At 58.7% G+C, this 19,853-nt stretch carries 22 protein-coding genes; 9 read left to right on the top strand and 13 right to left on the bottom strand.

Translation table 11 applies throughout. The features are described from left to right. Positions 1–2: 2 nt before the first annotated feature. From cybH to ACZ6ZO_RS06620, 5 genes are all read right to left on the bottom strand, one after another. Positions 3–1,172: a Ni/Fe-hydrogenase, b-type cytochrome subunit gene (gene cybH, locus ACZ6ZO_RS06640; protein WP_465291464.1), complete on the bottom strand. Its 1,170-nt coding sequence runs from the start codon at positions 1,170–1,172 to the stop codon at positions 3–5. After that, positions 1,169–2,920 carry a nickel-dependent hydrogenase large subunit gene (locus ACZ6ZO_RS06635; RefSeq protein ID WP_465291462.1) on the bottom strand — a complete coding sequence of 584 codons (1,752 nt, stop codon included), beginning with the start codon at positions 2,918–2,920 and terminating at the stop codon, positions 1,169–1,171. The genes cybH and ACZ6ZO_RS06635 overlap by 4 nt, the downstream gene beginning before the upstream one ends. Next, on the bottom strand, positions 2,920–4,080 hold the full coding sequence (locus ACZ6ZO_RS06630; RefSeq protein ID WP_465291460.1) for a hydrogenase small subunit: 1,161 nt from the start codon (positions 4,078–4,080) through the stop codon (positions 2,920–2,922). The genes ACZ6ZO_RS06635 and ACZ6ZO_RS06630 overlap by 1 nt, the downstream gene beginning before the upstream one ends. Before the next feature lie 356 nt (positions 4,081–4,436). Further along, positions 4,437–5,255, bottom strand: coding sequence for a hydrogenase nickel incorporation protein HypB (gene hypB, locus ACZ6ZO_RS06625; RefSeq protein ID WP_182386778.1), 819 nt, complete (start codon positions 5,253–5,255; stop codon positions 4,437–4,439). A 3-nt stretch (positions 5,256–5,258) separates the two neighbouring features. After that, positions 5,259–5,591 carry a hydrogenase maturation nickel metallochaperone HypA gene (locus tag ACZ6ZO_RS06620; RefSeq protein WP_182386779.1) on the bottom strand — a complete coding sequence of 111 codons (333 nt, stop codon included), beginning with the start codon at positions 5,589–5,591 and terminating at the stop codon, positions 5,259–5,261. A 25-nt stretch (positions 5,592–5,616) separates the two neighbouring features. Here ACZ6ZO_RS06620 and hypF point away from each other — a divergent pair, with 25 nt between their 5' ends. After that, positions 5,617–7,752 carry a carbamoyltransferase HypF gene (gene hypF / locus ACZ6ZO_RS06615; RefSeq protein WP_465291457.1) on the top strand — a complete coding sequence of 712 codons (2,136 nt, stop codon included), beginning with the start codon at positions 5,617–5,619 and terminating at the stop codon, positions 7,750–7,752. 67 nt (positions 7,753–7,819) lie between these two features. Here the strand turns inward: hypF and ACZ6ZO_RS06610 are convergent, their stop codons facing one another. After that, positions 7,820–8,122, bottom strand: a complete 303-nt coding sequence (locus tag ACZ6ZO_RS06610) for a hypothetical protein (RefSeq protein WP_465291455.1) — start codon at positions 8,120–8,122, stop codon at positions 7,820–7,822. Positions 8,123–8,220: 98 nt separating this feature from the next. After that, positions 8,221–9,324 (bottom strand): hydrogenase expression/formation protein HypE, encoded by a 1,104-nt coding sequence (hypE, locus tag ACZ6ZO_RS06605; protein ID WP_465291453.1) that lies wholly within the window; start codon positions 9,322–9,324, stop codon positions 8,221–8,223. A gap of 72 nt (positions 9,325–9,396) precedes the next feature. Between hypE and ACZ6ZO_RS06600 the strand changes: the two genes are divergently transcribed. Both ACZ6ZO_RS06600 and hypD read left to right on the top strand, forming a co-directional pair. Then, positions 9,397–9,660, top strand: a complete 264-nt coding sequence (locus ACZ6ZO_RS06600) for a HypC/HybG/HupF family hydrogenase formation chaperone (RefSeq protein WP_182386783.1) — start codon at positions 9,397–9,399, stop codon at positions 9,658–9,660. Continuing rightward, positions 9,657–10,790 carry a hydrogenase formation protein HypD gene (hypD, locus tag ACZ6ZO_RS06595; protein WP_465291450.1) on the top strand — a complete coding sequence of 378 codons (1,134 nt, stop codon included), beginning with the start codon at positions 9,657–9,659 and terminating at the stop codon, positions 10,788–10,790. The genes ACZ6ZO_RS06600 and hypD overlap by 4 nt, the downstream gene beginning before the upstream one ends. A 601-nt stretch (positions 10,791–11,391) precedes the next feature. Here the strand turns inward: hypD and ACZ6ZO_RS06590 are convergent. The 3 genes from ACZ6ZO_RS06590 to ACZ6ZO_RS06580 form a co-directional block, all read right to left on the bottom strand. Next, positions 11,392–11,646 carry a Txe/YoeB family addiction module toxin gene (locus ACZ6ZO_RS06590; protein WP_465291448.1) on the bottom strand — a complete coding sequence of 85 codons (255 nt, stop codon included), beginning with the start codon at positions 11,644–11,646 and terminating at the stop codon, positions 11,392–11,394. Between the two features lie 5 nt (positions 11,647–11,651). Further along, on the bottom strand, positions 11,652–11,906 hold the full coding sequence (locus ACZ6ZO_RS06585; RefSeq protein WP_465291446.1) for a type II toxin-antitoxin system Phd/YefM family antitoxin: 255 nt from the start codon (positions 11,904–11,906) through the stop codon (positions 11,652–11,654). Positions 11,907–12,055: 149 nt separating this feature from the next. Continuing rightward, positions 12,056–13,648: an SWIM zinc finger family protein gene (locus ACZ6ZO_RS06580; protein ID WP_465291444.1), complete on the bottom strand. Its 1,593-nt coding sequence runs from the start codon at positions 13,646–13,648 to the stop codon at positions 12,056–12,058. A gap of 121 nt (positions 13,649–13,769) precedes the next feature. On the opposite strand from ACZ6ZO_RS06580, the gene ACZ6ZO_RS06575 reads away from it, so the two are divergent. Genes ACZ6ZO_RS06575 through ACZ6ZO_RS06550 form a run of 6 tightly spaced genes read left to right on the top strand, consistent with a single transcriptional unit; the run spans position 13,770 to position 17,652 of the window. Continuing rightward, complete coding sequence (locus tag ACZ6ZO_RS06575; protein ID WP_465291442.1) at positions 13,770–14,429, top strand: ABC transporter ATP-binding protein; 660 nt, start codon at positions 13,770–13,772, stop codon at positions 14,427–14,429. Positions 14,430–14,431: 2 nt separating this feature from the next. After that, positions 14,432–15,259, top strand: coding sequence for a hypothetical protein (locus ACZ6ZO_RS06570; protein WP_465291440.1), 828 nt, complete (start codon positions 14,432–14,434; stop codon positions 15,257–15,259). Positions 15,260–15,269: 10 nt separating this feature from the next. Beyond that, positions 15,270–16,403 (top strand): sensor histidine kinase, encoded by a 1,134-nt coding sequence (locus tag ACZ6ZO_RS06565; protein ID WP_182386788.1) that lies wholly within the window; start codon positions 15,270–15,272, stop codon positions 16,401–16,403. Then, complete coding sequence (locus ACZ6ZO_RS06560) at positions 16,400–17,032, top strand: response regulator transcription factor (RefSeq protein ID WP_182386789.1); 633 nt, start codon at positions 16,400–16,402, stop codon at positions 17,030–17,032. The genes ACZ6ZO_RS06565 and ACZ6ZO_RS06560 overlap by 4 nt, the downstream gene beginning before the upstream one ends. Before the next feature lie 32 nt (positions 17,033–17,064). Then, positions 17,065–17,271: a hypothetical protein gene (locus ACZ6ZO_RS06555; protein ID WP_182386790.1), complete on the top strand. Its 207-nt coding sequence runs from the start codon at positions 17,065–17,067 to the stop codon at positions 17,269–17,271. Next, on the top strand, positions 17,272–17,652 hold the full coding sequence (locus ACZ6ZO_RS06550) for a type II toxin-antitoxin system death-on-curing family toxin (protein WP_232843333.1): 381 nt from the start codon (positions 17,272–17,274) through the stop codon (positions 17,650–17,652). Positions 17,653–17,678: 26 nt separating this feature from the next. On the opposite strand, the gene ACZ6ZO_RS06545 is transcribed toward ACZ6ZO_RS06550, so the two are convergent. Genes ACZ6ZO_RS06545 through ACZ6ZO_RS06535 form a run of 3 tightly spaced genes read right to left on the bottom strand, consistent with a single transcriptional unit; the run spans position 17,679 to position 19,802 of the window. Continuing rightward, positions 17,679–18,134: a YdcF family protein gene (locus ACZ6ZO_RS06545; protein WP_331251801.1), complete on the bottom strand. Its 456-nt coding sequence runs from the start codon at positions 18,132–18,134 to the stop codon at positions 17,679–17,681. Between the two features lie 10 nt (positions 18,135–18,144). Next, complete coding sequence (gene purE, locus ACZ6ZO_RS06540) at positions 18,145–18,645, bottom strand: 5-(carboxyamino)imidazole ribonucleotide mutase (RefSeq protein ID WP_182386792.1); 501 nt, start codon at positions 18,643–18,645, stop codon at positions 18,145–18,147. After that, positions 18,645–19,802: a 5-(carboxyamino)imidazole ribonucleotide synthase gene (locus tag ACZ6ZO_RS06535; RefSeq protein ID WP_232843370.1), complete on the bottom strand. Its 1,158-nt coding sequence runs from the start codon at positions 19,800–19,802 to the stop codon at positions 18,645–18,647. The genes purE and ACZ6ZO_RS06535 overlap by 1 nt, the downstream gene beginning before the upstream one ends. Positions 19,803–19,853 lie beyond the last annotated feature (51 nt).

Raw genomic sequence — 19,853 nt, 5'->3', positions numbered from 1 at the left:
GGCTAGACCTCACCGATCCGGTGTGCGTCGCGAGGCACAGTTCCCTTACGGACCCACACGCCACCGTTGATCATGGAGGACACGCCACCCAGGGTTTCCTGATTGTCCGCGCGCACGGCAAGGTACACGTGGATCACCACGAAGGCCCACAGGATGAACATCAGCGCCGCGTGAATCAGTCGTACGAACGGAATGCCCAACCAGTGCACTGGGTAGCTGAAAATTACCCAGATCCAGCTCGTCTGCTCATACAGCCCGAACAGCGCCAAGCCCGTCAGAAGCTGGACGATGCACAGGATGTAGATCGCGGTGTATGCGAGCTGCTGCAGCGGGTTGTGCGCCAGGTAAGTTGGGTGTTCCTTCTTCGCAAACACGTAATACAAGATGGTGTCCCACAGCCCATCGACGTCACGTTTGGAGTCGAATGGCCACAGGGAGCGCCAGCGAAGCTGCCGTTGCCGGGAAAACAGCCACAAACTCAGGCGCCACACGCCCATCGCTATCCAGGCGAAACCTGCGAGGAAGTGTGCGAAGCGGATGTACCCCATCAGGTAACCGACCTCACCAGGGTTGGTGGGCTGCCCGCCGAAGAACGGATCCATGATGTAATAGCCGGTCAGGCTCATCAGGATGATGAGGAACACGTTGGCCCAGTGCTGGAAGCGCAACGACTTAGACCACAGTTGCACGCGAACCCACTGGTTGTTGCCTTCGTGCCCGTGCTCTTCCGGCTTGTCAATGCCGAACGCAATGAAGCCTTCTACGTAGTACTGGGACTTTTGCCCCACCTCATCAACGTCCGCTACCGCGACCGTGAGGATGCGATGACCGAGGATGCGGGCAGCCTCAAAGTTGTCCACGAAGTCACGCTTCGCTGTGCGCTCCATCGAGGCTTTGTCGAGCACCGTGTTGGTGTCACCCCGCATGACCAGCTGCTTCCGGGCCCCCTTGTCGATGCTCGCCAGCGAATACTTGCTGTCCGGATTCACCGGAACATACTCGGTGGCTACCACCGTGCCGGCTTCACGCTGCAGTGCCTGTTCAACGGGGTCCGTGGTTCCCGAAGGGGCTGCTGCAGCGAACCGCAGAATCTCCTCCGGGGTGTACTTACCCGCAGAGTAGACCTGGGCGATGCGGATGTCTCGCTTTTTTGCTCCTACTGAGGCAGTCATGAGCTCATCACCTGGAACAATGGCTTGCCGTCTGGGTCCAGGACGTGGACGGCGCAAGCCATGCATGGGTCGAAGGAGTGGATCGTGCGCATTGGCTCCAGCGGCTGCTCAGGATCCACCAGTGGGTGCTTGCCGTCGCCGGAGAGAGCTTCTTCGTAAGGCCCGAGATCACCCTTCGGGTCACGGCCCGAAGCCAGCCACGTGGTGGGGACTACGGCCTGGTAGCGAGTGACTTTCTCGTCCTCGATGGTGACCCAGTGGCTCAGGCAGCCGCGGGCAACCTCGACGAAGGCGTAGCCGGAGCATTCCTTTGGCCAGGAGCTCGGCTCCCACTTGGTGGAGTCAAAGACATCGATGTCGCCATTGCTGATACCGTCAATGAATTCCGGCAGCAGCTGGTTAATCATCTGATCGGCGTTTGTTGCCGCTTCGATGGCGCGAGCCAGCGTGCGACCAGCGGTCGAGTTCATCTGCTCCAGCGAGATGCCCAGCTTGAACATGACGTCGTCAAGCAGCTGCTTGGTTTTCGGCTCGTTTTGCGCGTAAGCCAACAGCACGCGGGCGACTGGGCCCATTTGCATGGGGCGACCGTCGTAGCGAGGCGCCTTGGACCACGTGTACTTCGGATCGTCTGCGAGCCATTCGTACGGTGGCTTCGGTCCGGTGTAGTTCACGGTGGTCTCGCCCACCGATGGGTGCAGGCCGGCGTCGTCGCCTTCTTCGTAGGAGTACCAGGCAGAGGAGACGAACTCTTCGATCTTGGACTCGTCGAATGGGTGCACAGTGCGGAAATCGCCATCGAGGAAGATGCCTGGTTTGACGTTCTTGTTTGGCGTGGAGGCAGGGCGACCGTTCTTCACAGCGCCGGCATACACCGTGCCTTGCATGCCGACGGCCATCATGCTGTCAGAGGACTTTCCGATATCGAAGTAGTCCTTGTACACGCTCATGATGGCGAGGGCATCCGGGACGTAACACTCATTGACGAACTCGTCGATTTCCCGAACCCACTCGCGGATGTTGTTGAGGGAAACCTCGTTAACGGTTTCGGACTTATCCGGGTCGATCGAACAGGCCATGCCGCCGACCAGGAAGTTCGGGTGCGGGTTCTTACCACCAAAGACGGTGGAGATCCGGATGATGGAACGCTGGAACTCCAGGGCATCCAGGTAGTGCGACACCGCCATGAGGTTCGCCTCTGCGGGAAGCCGGTAGTCCGGGTGATCCCAGTAGCCGTTGGTGAAGATCGACAGCTGGCCCGAAGCCAGGACGTCCTGCAGGGTCTTCTTCACCTTGGCGAACTTGGCCTCAGTGTTCAGCTTCCATGTCGATCCAATGGATTTGGCAAACTCTACGGTCTTTGCCGGATCAGCCTCAGCAGCGGATACGACGTTCACCCAGTCCAGCGCGTGGAGGTGGTAGAAGTGCACCACGTGGTCGTGAATACCGTGGGAGCCGAGCACCAGCTGGCGAATCATCTGTCCTTGCTTTGGTGGCTGGGACCCAATGGCGTCCTCCACCGCGGCAACCGATGCGACGGAGTGAACGCCGGTGCAGACGCCGCAGATACGGCCAACGAAGGCCCATACGTCGCGCGGGTCGCGATCCTTCACGATGGTTTCGATGCCACGGAACTGGGTGGTTTCTGCCCAGGCCTTGTCGATCTTTCCACCGTTGCTCTCCAACTCGAGTCGCAGGTGGCCCTCAATACGGGTCAGCGGGTCAATGACAACGCGTTCAGTAGCCATTAGCTTTCCTTTCCTGCGACTGGGGCGTCGCCAAATGCAGCAAGAGTCTCGTTGTCCTTGGAGGAATCACGAACGGGGATGGACTTGAACAGGGTCAGGCCACCGTGGATAGCGGTACCGACGGCAGCAGCGCCGATAAGGCCCAGGCCGATCTTCTCCACTGGTTCCTCAATGCCAAAGCCCTTAACATGTGGCAGTTCTTTGTAGAACGGCGTGAACTTGTCAAAGAAGTCCTTCTCCGTGCAACCGATGCAGGGGTGTCCTGCGCCGATTGGCCAGCCAGACTTCAAGTTCCACTGCACGATGGGGCAGGGGCTGAAGGTGGATGGGCCCTTGCAGCCGACTTCGTAGAGGCACCAGCCATTCCGGGCGCCTTCGTCGTCGAAGGCGCGGACGAACTGGCCAGCGTCGAAGTGGGCACGGCGCGGGCAGGAATCGTGGATGCGCTGGTCGTAGGCGAACAGTGGTCGGCCTTCGGCGTCGACCTCTGGGGCTTCGCCGTGGGTAAGAATGTAGGTCAGTGACGCGGTGATCACTTCGCCGATTGGTGGGCACCCGGAGACGTTGATAACGGGCTTGTCCTTGATGATCTCGTCTACGCCTACAGCGCCGGTTGGGTTGGGCTTGGCTGCCTGGACGGAGCCGTAGACGGCGCATGCGCCGACGGCGAGCACGACAGTGGCGTTTTCGGCGGCTTCCTTCAGCACCTGTTCGACTGATTTACCACCGATGGTGCAATAGATTCCGTCGTCTTTCAGCGGTACGGAACCGTTGACCACCAGGATGTGTGGTTCCCGGTTGGTGTCCTCCAGGGCTTTCTCGGCGCCAGTGCCAGACGCTGCCATGACGAGGTCGTTGTAGTTAACGGAGAGCAGTTCGAGTACCAGCTGTTCCACCGTGGCACCGCCCGAGCGGATGGTGGATTCCATACAGCCGGTGCATTCCTGCAGCTGGAGCCATACGACGTTCGGCTTCTTCACTGCGCCCAGCTTGTTTGCAATTTCTTCTGCTGCAGCTTCTGGCATCTGCGCTAGTGGTGACCCCACTGCGAACACCCCTGCCAGTCCGCCACACATCTTGAGGAAGTCTCGACGCGGTACACCGCGGAGTTCCAGGTTCTCAGCGAGGGTTTCACCCTGCCAGTTCGTACCAAAATTCATTTGGTGAGCCCCATTTCTTTACTTAGCGACTCAAGGCATACTTAAACACCAATGCCTAAAGACATCTCTAGGGTGAACGGTATCAACTAACACCGGAAAAGTGCAGTGGATATGACCGGTGAATCAAACCAACATTGTTGAACATTTACTTTTGGGACACCCCGCCCCACCCACACTGGCACAGGAGCGAAAAACCCGAGATCCAAAACGTATTCGAAACCTATTGAAAACCAGCTTTGAACTGCATAAACCATCTCTTTGGCAATAATAAGGGGAGGCTTGCCTACCTGAACGTAGCGCGAGCCTCCCCTAAAAACGAAATCTTCGTCACACTTTTCAGTAGTGACGGGTTAGCCTCACCCTTTCGGGGCCAACACCCACTCGAACCACTCATCCAACCCCGCGCCCGTTTTCGCGGACACTTCAAACACTTCGACGCCTGGATTGACCTGTTCCAGGTTTGCTTTAAACAGATCCATGTCAAAGTCCAGGTATGGCATCAGGTCAACCTTGTTGATCACCACCGCCTGGACTGAGCGGAACATCACCGGGTATTTCAGCGGCTTGTCCTCCCCCTCGGTCACGGAGTAAACCATCGCCTTGCGATGCTCACCCACCTCGAACTCCGCAGGACACACCAGGTTACCGACGTTTTCGATCAGCACCAGATCCAGTTTGGACAGGTCGAGCCCCTGGAGCGCCTTCGCCACCATCGGGGCATCCAGGTGGCATTCGCCCCCGAAGCCGTTACCGGTATTCAGCAGGGAAATCTGGGCCCCGTACCCTTCCAGACGATCGGAGTCGATAGAGGTCTCGATATCTCCCTCAATGATTCCCACGCGCACCTTACCCTGCAGGTGAGCGAGGGTCTTTTGCAGCACTGATGTCTTGCCCGACCCCGGCGCGCTCATCAGGTTGATGCAGTGCACCCCGTGTTCGTCAAAGGCCTCACGATTGTGCGCCGCCCGGTGATCATTTTCTGCAAAGATGTCTTCCAGCACCGCGATGCGTTCCCGGCCGGTGTCGTATCCGGAGTGGTCGCCGTGTTCGTTGGTTGCTGGGTCGATGTCGTCGAGGTGCACGTGGCCACCGTGGTCGTGGTCGTGCGTGTGGTGCTCATGGTCGTGGTCGTGGCTGTGTACGGTGCCGTCGTCGTGGCGGTGGAAACGCCCCATGGTTTAGCTCCTTATTACTTCGATGTCGATAATGGTGAACTCGTTGCCACCGGTCACGGCAGCGGTTTCTCCACATATTGGGCAGGTAAAGTCGAGTTCTTGCGGCTCAGACACGTGGCCTGCGCTGCATGTGATCTGTAGTGGCACCCAGTGTATGTCGAGTTCGGCGTCGGCAAGCGGCGTGTCTTTGACGACGAAGCCCCAGGCATAGTCGAGAGTTTCCGGGACGACCTGCCGCAACGCACCGATACTGAGCCGTACCTGCAGCACCTTCGCGTCGCCGGCGGCGCGGGTAACAGCGCGGGCGAGTTGAGTGCTCAGTGCAACTTCATGCATGGCTTCCAGTCTAGGCTTAAAGATTATGAGTGTTCGGTGGCGGATCCACCTTTACGGAGTGGTTCAAGGCGTGGGGTTTCGCCCGCATGTGGCGCAGGTAGCAGGCCGCTTCCCCATCACTGGCCTGTGCGGTAACGACGACCGCAAAGTCTTCATCGAGGCGCAGGGCCAGGAGAAAGTGCTGGATGCGTTCCTTTCCGAGCTCCTCGCGACGCTCCCGCCGCTCGCGCACGTCGTTTCACGCTCTGTCACTGCCCTGCCGCTTGTCGACGAACAGTCCTTCCGAATCGTATCCTCCGAGCATATTGCGGGGGCTCGCACCCTGATCCCACCTGATGTTGCCACCTGCCCCGATTGTTTGGCGGATATGGCCGATCCGACAAACCGCAGGTACCGCTACCCGTTTACTACCTGCACCAACTGCGGGCCGCGGCTGACGATTATTGAGGATCTGCCCTACGATCGTCCCCTGACCACGATGAAGAAGTTCCCGATGTGCCCTTCCTGCGAGCGGGAATACACGGACATCACAGATCGTCGCTACCACGCGCAGCCGATCTCGTGCCCTGATTGCGGGCCAACGCTGTGGATCGAGGGGCTACCCTGCGATGACCCTATTACCAAAGCCCAGGAATTGCTGGGCGAAGGCGCGATTCTGGCGGTGAAAGGGCTCGGTGGCTTCCACCTGCTCTGCGACGCGCGGAACGAACACTCTGTGGCTAAGCTGCGCCGACGCAAGCAGCGCCCTGGTAAACCTTTCGCCGTCATGACCCCTTTCCCCGATATTGCGGAGCTTTCCCCTGAGCAGCAGGCCCTGCTGGAATCTCCCGCGCACCCCATCGTGATCGCACCGATGTCTGCCACATATGACCTCGCGCCCTCGGTAGCGCCGGGACTGAGCGACGTGGGCATCATGCTCCCCTACACGCCACTGCACACGTTGCTGGTGGATCGCCCGTTGGTCGCGACCTCTGGAAACCTCTCAGGTGAGCCATTGTGCTTCACCAACGACGATGCACTGTCTCGCCTAGACGCCTTTGCGGACTACTTCCTCCTGCATGACCGGGACATCCACGTGCCCGTGGAGGATTCGGTGTTTCTGGAGTCCATGCCGGTCCGACGCTCCCGCGGGTACGCTCCGCTCCCCTTCCCACTCCCAGGTTCCGGGACAGTGCTGGCTGTGGGGGGCGAACTGAAAAACACCTTCTGCCTGGCACACGAAAATGTGGCGCACATTTCGGCCCATATCGGGGACATGGGGTCGCTGGCCAGTCAGCAGGCTTTCGACCGCTCCGTGGCGCAGATGCTTACCATGCAGCGCTGCGAACCAACACTCGTTGTTTGCGATATGCACCCCAACTATGCCACCACGGCGTGGGCTGAGCGCTCCGGCTACGACATTCTCCCAGTTCAACACCACTACGCCCACGCGCTGTCGCTTCTTGCTTCACATGGGCGCTTCGAGGGCCCCTTCGCATGCCTGACCATCGACGGCACTGGTTACGGCACCGATGGCACGGTATGGGGTGGCGAGGTGCTGGTGTTGTCTCCAGATTTGCGTACCTTTGAACGTGCCTGGCATGTGCCCTGCTTCCCGATCGTTGGCGGCGACCGCGCGGTGCGCCAACCGTGGCGACTAGCCCTCGGCCTGGCCCACGCCTGGGATCTTCCGTTTAGTTATTCTCACGCTGAGGCTGCGCAGGTTTCTTTGCAGCTTTCACGCGGAGTTGGCCTCACGCAGACGTCCTCACTGGGCAGACTTTTCGATGCAGTCTCCGCCATACTCGGCGTCTGCGTAGAGCAGACCTATGAGGCCCAAGCGGCGATGGAGTTAGAGCGAGTAGCTGCCGGTTCGTTGCGATCCACAGCTGGGTCTTGGCGGGAATTGCTGCTGGAGGTATTGGACGCTTCGGTCCCTGTTCCAGACCGGGCCATGCGGTTCCATCACGGCTGTGCCGTTTTGTTGGCTCATTCACTCCACCAAACCGACATTCCAGTCGTGGGAGTTTCCGGCGGATGCGCATTAAACCGCCTGCTTATGAAGTTTTTGCGAGCAGAGTTGACTGACGTAGAAGTCCTCGAGCATGAATCAGCGCCTGCCAACGATGGTGGATTGTCCTTGGGGCAGGCGCTAGCGGGAAGACTCTGGATGAGTAAGTAAAATTCGACATCTTTCGCCCTGAAAGAGGCTTCTTCCGGGGAAAAATGTCGAATTTTACTTACGGTCTTTAAGCCGGGACGCAGTCATCCCAGTGGTCTTCGTGCTTATGGTGCAGGTGGCCGTCGTGGATGTAGTCGATGTGGTCACCGTGCTGGACAGCTTCATGGCCACAACCTGGGCCGTGCTCGTGGTCGTGTCCCTCGTGTGCGTGGCAGCCCTCAGCTGGGACGCATTCGTCCCAGTGGCTGTCATGCTCATGGTGGAGGTGGCCGTCGTGAGCGTAGTCGATGTGGTCACCGTGCTGGATTGCGGTGTGGCCACAGTCGGTGCCGTGCTTGTGGTCGTGCTGTGCGTGAGTTACGCAAGACATGGTATTTTCCTCTCCTGGATGTTTTCATTTACAAGTCTATAATGAAAACGCCCTTAATGGAAGCGCTAATGAAAATACGCAGGTCAACTGGCTAGTTTTTAGCAAATCCTTGGTAGTGGGTCTCCCACCAACATGTCCACCATCCGGGTCCCGCCGAAGCCGGTAATCAATACAACGGAGGCTTCTGGAGTAGCTTCCACACGACCGATGACGCAGGCCTCCGGCGCACCCGCGGCCTGGAGCACGGCAACAGCTACCTCCGCTGAATCCGCAGAAACCACCGCGACGAAGGTGCCCTCGTTAGCCACGTACAGCGGATCGATTCCCAGCATGTCGCATGCACCTCGGGTCATGTCTCGTACTGGAATCTTGGTATCTTCCAACACAACAGCCAATCCCGTGGCCCGGGCCATCTCATTCATGGAGGTAGCCAGGCCACCTCGAGTAGCATCGCGCATCCAGCGCACCTCGGCTGCCCCACACAGGGCCTCAACCAGGCCATTTACTGCACGCGTATCGGATTCGATCGGGGCCTCAATGGCAAGATCGCCGCGAGCCATCATCACTGCCATGCCATGGTCAGCAATCGGGCCGGAGAGCACGATTCGGTCCCCTACCTGGACCTGATCAAATCCAGTGGTTCGACCTGGAGGTATCACACCAATACCGGCTGTGGTGATGTAGACCTTGTCGCCCGCTCCCTTCGGCACCACCTTCGTGTCGCCGGTTGCGATCACTACCCCAGCTTTGTCAGCAGCTTCCTTCATCGCAACCACAATGCGACGCAGTTCCGAGAACTCCAGCCCCTCCTCCAGAATGAAAGCTACCGATATCAGCTTCGGCACGGCCCCCGCCACGGCCAGGTCATTCACTGTGCCGTTGATCGCAAGCTCGCCGATGTTGCCCCCCGGGAATTCAATGGGATTGACCACGTAGGAGTCCGTCGACATCGCGATAGCGGACCCATGTTCTTTGATCAGCGAGGACGCGGTGACCACACTGGAATCACCCCCCTGCGCCAGGAGTTCGTTGCCGTAGGCGTCGAAAAAGACCTGCTCCACCAGGGCAGCGGAGCTCTTACCGCCCGCGCCATGAGCCAGGGTGACGCGATCTTCCAACAAGCGGAACGGTCGCGAGCGCACCTTGGAGATGTTGAGGTTGACGCGGTTCTCATCCTCATTGAGGCGGTTCTTCGGGTCCACGAATGCTCCTTCGCTAGTGATTTCATTCCATGGTAGCGCTGGTAAGCTTTAGTCATATTCGAAGGAGAACATATGTGTCTTGGTGTTCCAGCACAGATAGTGGACGTTCCGGAACCTGCGCGCGCGAAGGTATCGATCAGCGGCGTGACCCGCATGATCTCAACTGACCTCATGACTGAGCCCCTGACCACCGGCGATTGGGTGCTCGTCCACGTCGGATTCGCCCTCAGCAAGATCGACGAAGACGAAGCCCGACTCACGTTGCAGCAGATTAAGCAGCTCGGCGCGAACACATTCGAGGACGAACTCGACGCGTTTAAGGAGAGCTCGATATGAAGTTCGTCGACGAGTTCCGCGATCCCGAGGCAGCTAAAGCCCTACTGAAGCGCATCGAGCATGACGCCGCACTGCTCAAAGAGCCAATCTCCCTTATGGAAGTCTGTGGCGGCCACACCCACACCATTTACCGGTACGGCCTGGAAAATCTACTGCCAGAAAACGTCGAGCTCGTGCACGGCCCCGGCTGCCCCGTCTGCGTCATCCCTATGGGCAGGCTTGACGACGCCATTTGGCTCGCAAACCAGCCCAACGTCATTCTCACGACGTTTGGTGACATGATGCGCGTGCCTGGTTCGGATGAATCCCTCATGCAGGCCCGTGCGAAGGGCTGCGACGTCCGCTTTGTGTACTCACCTCTCGACGCCCTGAAGCTCGCTGAGGAGAACCCGGACAAAGAGGTCGTCTTTTTCGCCGTCGGTTTCGAGACCACTGCCCCGTCCACAGCAGCCACCTTGGAAGCTGCCCGAATCCGGGATATCTCTAACTTTTCTGTCTTCTCCAACCACGTCACCATCGAGCCACCGCTGCGTGCGATCGTCAACGGTGGCGAGACCAAGGTCGACGGGTTTATCGGCCCAGGTCACGTGTCTACGATCATCGGCACCCACGCCTTCGACTTCCTGGTGGAGGAGTTCGGAATGCCATGCGCTGTCGCTGGCTTCGAACCTCTCGACGTTTTGCAAGCCGTAGCTATGCTCGTCTCCCAGTTCGCTCACGACGAACCCAAGCGCGTGGACAACCAGTACGCCCGCGTCGTCCGCTCTTCCGGAAACCCGGCTGCCCTCGCACTGCTAGACCGTGTTTTTGTCCTACGGGACACCTTCGAATGGCGTGGCCTCGGCTGGCTCGACAACTCCGGCATGGGCATCGCCCCCGAGTACGCCAAGTGGGACGCGGAGGAGAAGTTCAACGTGCCTGGTCGCCGGGTTGAGGACCCGAAGGCCTGCGAATGCGGCTCCGTCCTCACCGGTCGCATCAAGCCATGGCAATGCAAAGTGTTCGGCACCGCCTGCACCCCGCAAACCCCGATCGGCACTTGCATGGTCTCCCCCGAAGGCGCCTGCGCGGCCTACTACAACTTCGGGCGGTTGGATCGGCAAGAGACGGCGCAGCTGGCGCAGTCGTAGAAACTCGAGAGGTAGATTGTGCGGAGATCTGCTGCCCCGCTAGCTAGCTTTCCGACGTGGCGTTACCCGCTGCTTGAGATAGTGCTTCTAGTGGTGGCAACAGTTGCCCATTTCCTTCCACTTGATCTCAGTCCGTGGGTTGGCCTCGGATTGTTGGGAGCTGTGGCCTCGCCGTTCTTCTCCCCCTTGCTGCAGCGATTCAGCATCCGTGCCATTTGGGTTGATGCGCTATTGGCCGTCGCATCAATAGTCGTCATCTACAAATACTCAATTCCGCTGCGCGGCGAACCAATTCTGAGCGTGACTGCGGTCCTTGGACTCGTCGCACCATACGGAGGAGTCGTTGCAGCGGTTTCTGCAGCTCTTCGACGTTTGGGCGCATTGCTTTGGTCTCGGGAGATTGTGACTGAAAGATCTGCCTGGCGATGGGTTTTGCTGGTATTCGCAATATTGTGCGTGCTCTGGTTTGCCATCGCGTTCCCGATCATTGGATTCGTCTTCCAGGAGGAAGGTCCCAACGCCATTCAACCCATCGGAATGGTCGTGCTCCTTTGTCCTGCGTTGGCATTCGCGTGGCGGCCTCGAGCCCGTCTGACTAAAACTAGTAGTGATAACGACAAGCCAGCACGGTAATTTCGTTCTCAAGCACTCGGTATACGAGACGATGTTCTTCAGTAATTCGCCGGGACCAGAATCCGGCAAATTCATGTTTCAGTGGTTCGGGCTTACCTATTCCCTCGTTGCCATTCCGGGCAATGTCCTTGATCAGAATATTGATCCGCTTCAACACTTTCCGGTCGTGCGCTTGCCACCACAGATAGTCTTCCCAGGCATTCTCATCCCAAGTGAGGAGCATGAACCTTAGTCCTCGATGAGCTCATGCTCTGTTACGTCCCCAGCTTTCACACACTCCAGCGCGTCGAAAAGCCGTCGAGCATTTGCCGGTGACCGCATCAGATAAGCGGTTTCCTGCAATGACGAATAATCATCTAGGGACATCATCACGACAGATTCGTGCCCGGCTCGCGTAATGGTGACAGGCTCACGATCATTGACAACGTCGTCCAAGACCCGCGCATAATTCGCACGCGACTCGGTGTAACTGATCGTTTTCATAGCGAATACCTCCTGTACAGATAACAGTACATTCTCACACGCTCGAAGTACACCTCAACTAAGTGGCGGAGACTACTTGTCACCTCCCACTTTGAGCCCATTACACGTTGGCAGACGGGGTGTTTCACGAAAATCGAAGCGTTTTCCTACTATGCAATCAACCCGTAACTGCGCCAAATTTTGAGCATCTTTGGACGATTCTTGTATTTGATGGCTAGCTCATCCATTTTGCGTAGCACTGTTGCCCGAGCTGCAAGATTGCCGGAGAAACAACTGATGATTTCCACGGCAGAGGCCGCCGCTTGTTTGTATGCACTATCGCCGGTTTGGACAGCAAGCCTTTCCGGTTCCCTCAGCATTAGCTCCAGTGCTCGTTCCGGGTCGCGGTCTACGAGGACAGATCGGGCGAAATCGAACACCCCGTGGGTGCTTACTTCGTCACTGTCGACCACTGATAGCCCTAGATCTGGATCATCAAACCGCAATGCAGCTTGCAGCTTCATCGCGTCGCTGCCGCGCACGTCCTCGGGAATGAGCGCAATAAGCTCCTTTGTCGCTCCGGGACCATGAATAACACGATCAAAGGTCGTGGTGCTGGGACTCTTCTGGAACTTCGCGATGCGGTAGTCCAACAACGCGCGGTCGCCCAGATATCCACGAATTCGGTTTTCAAAGAAATCCTCTTCGTCCCACAACAAGGACCGATCCCACTCCATCAGGAGCGCTTTGACCTCATCTTTTCGACCACGAGACTCATAGAACTCAATGAGATCCTTAACGGATCTCCGCTTTTTCAACAAGGCTTCGATGTGGGCATCGTCGCCACGTAAAAATGCGATGTCGAGCTTGATCGCCTCCATAAGGTAAGCCGGTGGATTTGCCTCAATCGCGGTTTCGAGAGAGTCGATCGCTGCGGCGTCGAGAAGCCCTGCATAGTCTCGCAACGTGGGGCCAAAGAACGGTGCCTCCAGCGTCTCTTTCGCAAGCCAGTCAGCGAGCTTTTGCGGCTTTTCGACGCCATCAGCGCACGCTCTCACGTGCATGTCATAACTCCGGCGGAGCTGATCTCCAAGCATGCCAGAGGAATCATCAGACTGCTGCAGGATAGTGTTCAGTCGCTTGATGGCACGCTCAATCTGAGGGCGGACCGCCACTCCTCGATGCTCATCAAGGTAGGCCTCGACCACATCAAGAGCGTCGCTCCAATGCAAGGCAAGGTCCATGGTTTTGCGATAATCCCAGGTGCCCGACCCCTTCCTGGAGGCAGCCGTAATGACAGATTTCACATGATCGCGAACCTGTTTGTCGTCGCCCGAGTTCTTGAGCGCCGTCAGCTCCAGGAACTCCTGCACTTCTGGGATCCCCCGCAGCTGATAAAGGAGCTGACGCAGTTCATCTGGGTTAGCTGATTCCAGAAGAATGTCAACCGGATCCGCCTCCGAGATGTCATCATCAAAGGAGACTTCCTTGGGAGCCAGCAACGAGAGCGCGAGAGCAACCGCGTGTTTGCACCACTGCGTACCAACCGGACAGCTGCACGTTGTGGCCACCCGATTTCCTTGCAAGGTCAGTGTCGTCCGATACGGCCACGTACCTTGTACCTCAGCCGTCACCTCAGATTCCGTGGCATGGAGGACCCGAATATCTGACCGAGAAATCTTTTTGCCTCGGCCAAAGGCGCCAGATCCTGCGGCGTCTTGGATCGACTCTTCTGTTAACACATCCAAGAGGGTGGTGGTCATTTCTTTAGCTTAGCGATAATCCACGCCACGCACTGCAAGTAAACCTCCCCCAAATGGCGGAGACCGAAGACTGCCTGCTTAGCCGATGTTTTTCATGCTTACGCTCAATAGCGTTAAAGACATGAACAACACATTCACAGCTCGAGACATCAAGGTCTCATTTAACGGACATGAGGTTGTCCACGGCGCAAACCTCACCGCAACTCCCGGCCGAATCACTGCCCTGCTCGGCCCCAATGGTGCAGGCAAATCTACCACGCTGCGTGCCACGCTCAGCCTGGTGAAGTCGACTGGCTCGAAAGAAATCCATGGCACCATCGGGCTCCTCCTTGACGACGGCGGTCTCGTCCCAAGCCTCACTGGACGCAAGCATCTCCAGGCGATGGCGCTGCTCTATGGCGTCGACATGCAGCGGGTGCAGGAAGTCCTGGAGCTCGTCGACATGGCGCACCGCTGCGACCGCCCCATCAAAACGTATTCGCTTGGTATGAAGCGACGAATCGCGCTGGCGGGAGCGCTACTGCAGGATCCGGACATCATCATCCTTGACGAGCCCTCCTCGGGCCTAGACCCAGATGGTATTCGCTGGTTCGGCCAGCTCATGCGTGTCGAAGCAGACCGTGGCAAGGCCGTCCTCTTGGCCACCCACCACCTGGCTGAAGCTGAGGCCATTGCCGACGACGTCGTCATCATCGCCCGCGGCCACACCACTTTCACCGGCGCAGTCGCCGACATCCCCGATCTCGAAGCCACCTACTTCGCCCACACCTCGAAAGGCTAGCCATGAAATCCGAACTTTACACCTTGCGCCACTTGCCAAACGTGCTGGTCGTCTCCATTCTCGCGGTCCTCATGGCCGGTGTCGGCGCCACCTTGCAATGGTCGCTGCCGTTCCTCCTCAAGATCGACCCGCCGCAGGCCGGTGACGGCCCCGCGGGCCAGCAGGTGCAGGCGCTTATCGACGCCTCCGACCCCTCCTTAGCTGGATTCCAAATGGCTGCCCTCGACATCACCGGATCCGGACAGTCCTCAGGCATCTCGATCTTCGTCATCGCCATTGTCGCGCTGGCAATCACTGCAGCTAGCTACGCCTTTTCCAGTGGAGCGGTGGTGTGGAAGGTGGTGGGCACTGGTAGTCGAGTGAAGTGGGCGCTGTCACTGACATCCGCAGTGCTGTGCTCCGTCCTGCTTGTGTGCGTCGGGGCGTGCATCTTCAATGCCTTGATTGCCCTGGTCGCAGCCCCCATGAACAATGCGTCCTTGGTTGCTCCAGCTGCGGATGTTGCAATCATGTGGCTGCGCGGCAGCTTGGCGGTCGTGCTGCTCGCTCTCGCGATCACCGGCGTGGTGCTGGCCGTACGCAAGGTTGGTCCTGCGATTGGCATTGTTGTCGCCGTGGTGATGGCTGGCGTGATCTTTGGAACCGTGGGCGCCATGGCCGGCTGGGATCCTTATGTGTACAGCTGGCTGCCGACTTCGGCCGTCACGATTGCCGGCGGCCAGGGCCTCACGCAAACGCTAAATCCATGGGTCGGCATCGGTGCACTCGCCGCGTGGGCGGCACTGAGCTTGGGCCTTGGACTTGCCCGTTTCACCCGCGCAAACCTCTAACATGGGTCCTATGACTCGCCCTTCCACTAGGGATATATCGCTGGCCGCCATTGTGCTGGGACTGGACCTCTTCGGATTCCTCATGTCACACACGCTGGCGCCAGTGACCTACAGTTTCGCAGCCTCTCCGGTGCAGTTTTGGCTCATCCTTGTAGCCATTGTCGCCAAAGCAGCGTTGTTGCTCTGGCGTCGCAGCTTCCCCATCCTCGCGTTGCTCGGCATCGCGGTGGTCGAACTCCTACTTCCCCTCTATTGTCTGGTCACCGGCGAGCAGAGCCTCGGTTACAACGGCATCGCCGCCTCAGTTGCTGCGTTTTCGCTAGCACTTCATACCCGATCGAAGACTCGCGATAGCGCAATTCTTGTGGTTTCGGGACTCGCAGTGGGCATCGCCCGAGCTGTCACCACCCCGGTCTTGGGCGACATGAACCCCACCCTATTTGCGCTGCTCACCGCACTCGGCTGGCTGCTTCCACTCGTCGTCATGTTTGCCATCGGGCTCGCCGTCCGCAACAGTCGCGAACTCACCGTGTCCCTCGCGCGCCAAGCTGAACTCGCCGAACGCAACGCCATCATCGAAGAACGCGCCCGCATCGCCCGCGAACTCCATGACACCACCGCCCACCACCTCTCCGCCATCGCCATCCAGGCTCAAGCAGCACGCGCGCTTATCGACGTCAATCCCACCGCATCCAAGGAACACCTCGATCACGTGACCTCATCCATCACGAAGGCACTGCAGGATGTCCGCGCTACAGTCGGCAAGCTCTCTGTCACCGATGCCGAGGTTTCCAGGGTGCCCCAACCTACGGATCTTCCTGCATTGATCTCAGAAGTTCGCGGGTTGGGACAAGACGTATCCTTTACAGACTCCTCCCATTTGTCCGGTGCCGAATTGGTAGCGGCCTATCGAATCACCCAGGAAGCGCTCACCAATGCACGCAAACATGCTGCTAGCGCTCCGGTGACCGTGACCTTGAGCGATAATGAACTGAGCATTTTGACGTCGGGTTCCTTTGAACGAGGCGAATCAGGGCGCGGCACCATCAGCATCCAGGAACGTGCGCACGCAGTTGGCGCCACCGCGTTCAACGGACCAACCGCCGACGGCTGGCTCGTGCGCATCACGTGGAGGAAGCCATGATTCGAGTTCTGTTGGTAGATGATCAGCCACTGATCAGGCAGGGGCTGAAAGCGATCTTCGAGGCAACCGGAGAAATCACCGTGGTGGCCGAAGCGGCTTCTGGGAATGAGGCCATTGCGAAGGCTCACGACGTCGACGTCGTGTGCATGGACATTCGCATGCCCGATGGGGACGGGATCTACGCCACCACGGAGATCAACAAACAGGAGAATCCGCCCGCGATCATCGTAATCACCACCTTTGACCTCGACGAATACGTCTTCGGCGCACTCGAGGTCGGCGCCTGTGGAGTCATGCTGAAGGACTCCCCGATGACCGACCTCATCGAGGGCGTCAAACGAGCTGCCTCAGGAGAAGGCATGGTGGACGCAGCAGTCACGAAACGAGTGATTGCGGAATTTGGGCGTCGAAAAGCGCGTGCCGTGGTGGACTCGGATCTTCTCACGGCACGCGAGCTTGATTGCGTGCGAGCTTTGGGGCGGGGCCTCACCAACATCGAGATAGGTCGGGAGTTGTACTTGGAACCTTCTACGGTAAAAACGCATCTCTCGTCCGCGATGGCGAAAGTCGGGGCCAGTTCGCGGGTGCAGCTGGTGATCTGGGCGTTTCGGGCGGGAGTGGTGAGTTAGGCAAAACGGTACTATTTTGGTACCATTACAGCATGGCTCTCAACTTGCGTCTTACCCCCGAACTCGACGAACAACTCGGCAAGATGTCCGAGCTTGAAAACAAGTCAAAACAGCAAATGCTCGTTAGTCTCATCGAGGAGCGCTGGCAAACGATGCAAGCTCGGAATGTAGCATCCACCATGCTCGACAGGATCTACTCCGAGCGCGCTGATCTTATGGAGCGACTCAGGAATGCCTAGATGACTCCGCAGAATATTCTGAATCTGGACAACATTCGCCCCTGGCTGGAAGAAAACGGTTTCGCGTCGCGAGACTGGGGACTTCTCGGATCAGCCTTGAAACGTCCTTGGATGACATTTGACGGAACCGAACTCTACCCAAGCATTTGGCTAAAAACCGCAGCACTCCTCGACAGCATCGAATCAAGCCATCCACTGATTGACGGAAACAAACGGCTGGGTGCACTACTCGGAATCATGATGCTTCAGCTTCACGGCATCGATGATCACATGTCTGACGATGACTATTGGTTTGAATTAGTTTGTGCCATCGCCACCAATCATCCTGATATTGAAAGTATCGCTTCTAATCTGGAAACAAGATTTTCTGAGTTGGGTTAGGCAGCCGGACTCTTGCGTTGTTTTCGTCAATCTGCTTTGCCGAATCCGGAGTCCTTGACTCTCCGCCACACGATCCGCGCCAAAGAGTGCGGCAGCGCAAATGCTTCGCGGATCCACATCTTCGGTGCCTTCGATAGCGGCGTCCGGGCGGTCACCACATCAACAGTCAGGCCGTGATGCCACGCCCACATCTTGGTGCGCCAGGCGTGGAAATCGCTGGTCACGACGGTCCAGCGGGGATAACCTTTCAACATCGTGAAGGCCTGTTCCAGGTTTTCGTTGGTGGAGCGGGCCTGGTTCTCCACGGTGATCACGTCCGAGGGGACGCCATGGGAGATCAGCCAGTCACGCATCGCCTCGGCCTCCCCCTGGTGGCCGGAGACGACAACGTGATCGGAAATATAGGGCAAGGCGGCGGTGAGCCGCCGCTGTAGAGTGCTGCCGGGACGGCCGTCGATAAGCCTGCTGCCCAAAATCAGCACCGGCGCCAATCTAGCCCTCCATCAGTCGCTGGCGCAGGGCCTCATCCTTGGCGAGGACCTCGTCGCGCATGTTCGCCTGGTACTTCACCATCTTGTCGAGCAGCTCCGGTGAACCAGCGGAGAGGATCCGCGCGGCCAGCAGACCTGCGTTCTTCGCGCCGCCGATGGAGACGGTCGCGACGGGCACGCCGCCCGGCATCTGCACGATGGACAACAGCGAGTCCATCCCGTCGAGCTCCTTCAGAGCGCGCGGAATGCCGATGACCGGCAGCGGAGTCGCAGCAGCAACCATGCCCGGCAAGTGAGCCGCCCCACCAGCACACGCAATGATGCACTTCAGGCCACGGGTGTGCGCCTCCTTGGCGTAAGCGAGCATGCGTTCCGGGGTGCGGTGCGCACTCACGACGCCCACCTCAAACGGAATGTCGAACTGCGCGAGCACCTCGGCGGCCGGTTCGACGGTCGGCCAGTCCGAATCCGAGCCCATGATAAGTCCAACGAGTGGTTGCATTACTGATCCTTCCATTCCGCGTGCACCAAGAAGTGCGCGGCGAGCTCACCTTTGGTTTTCAGTTCTTCGACGTCACCATTGCCAGTGAAGTTCACATGTCCGATCTTACGGCCGGGGCGGTGTCCTTTGCCGTAGAAATGGATTTTCGCGTCCGGGAAGCGAGTCCACACCTCACGCATGCGCTCCGGCATCGGCATCTCCGGATCCTCAGGCGCGCCGAGGACGTTGGCCATGACGGACCACTCTTGGAGAGTGTCCGTGGAGCCCAGCGGCATGTCCAGCACGGCGCGAACGTGCTGCTCAAACTGGTCGGTCACGCAGCCGTTCTGGGTCCAGTGGCCAGTATTGTGCGGGCGCATGGCCAGCTCGTTCACGAAGATCCCTTCCGGGGTCTCGAAGAGCTCAACGGCCAGGTTGCCCGTCACTCCGAGCACTTCGGCGGTCTTGATGGCAGTTTCTTCTGCCTGTTTCTTCAGCTCCGACTTGAGGCCCGGGGCCGGCGCAATCGCGAACCAGCAGATGCCGTCCTTCTGGATTGACTCCACCACCGGCCAGGCCTTGACTTCGCCGGATGGGCGACGGGAAACCATGGCGGAGAGCTCGCGGACCAGGTTAACCTTCTCCTCTGCCATGAGCGGGGTGCCGTTAGCCAGCAGTTCAGCGACAAGTTCCTTGAGCTCTTCGAGGGACGCTGGGAACCACACGCCCTTGCCGTCGTAACCGCCACGGCGCGCCTTGAGGCAAACTCGTCCTTCGACCTCAGTCCAGAACTGCTCGGCATCTTCGACGGATTCAATGGCCGCGAACGGAGGCACCGGAGCGCCGAGTTCCTTCAGGCGCGTGCGCATGACCAGCTTGTCCTGCGCGTTGATCAGTGCCTCCGGGCGGGGCTGCACGTTGATCCCCTCGGCGATGAGGGTTTCCAAGTGCTCGTTCGGCACGTGCTCATGATCAAAGGTTACGGCGGTAGCTCCTGCCGTGACCGCCCGCAGATCAGCCAGGTTGGTGTAGTCGCCCAGCACAACATCGGCGGCAACCTGGGCGGCAGACGCCTCGAGCGAGCTCGCGAGCACCCGGACGGATTGCCCAAGCTCAATCGCCGCGGTCTGCATCATGCGTGCCAATTGCCCATCGCCAATCACACACAGAATTGGCATGTCTGGTGCGTGCGCTGCCGGATTATCGATGTTGTGAGTCACGGCTAATAA

Source organism: Corynebacterium sp. NPDC104732 (genome assembly GCF_055583565.1).
This window is presented reverse-complemented; position numbering and strand designations above follow the sequence as displayed.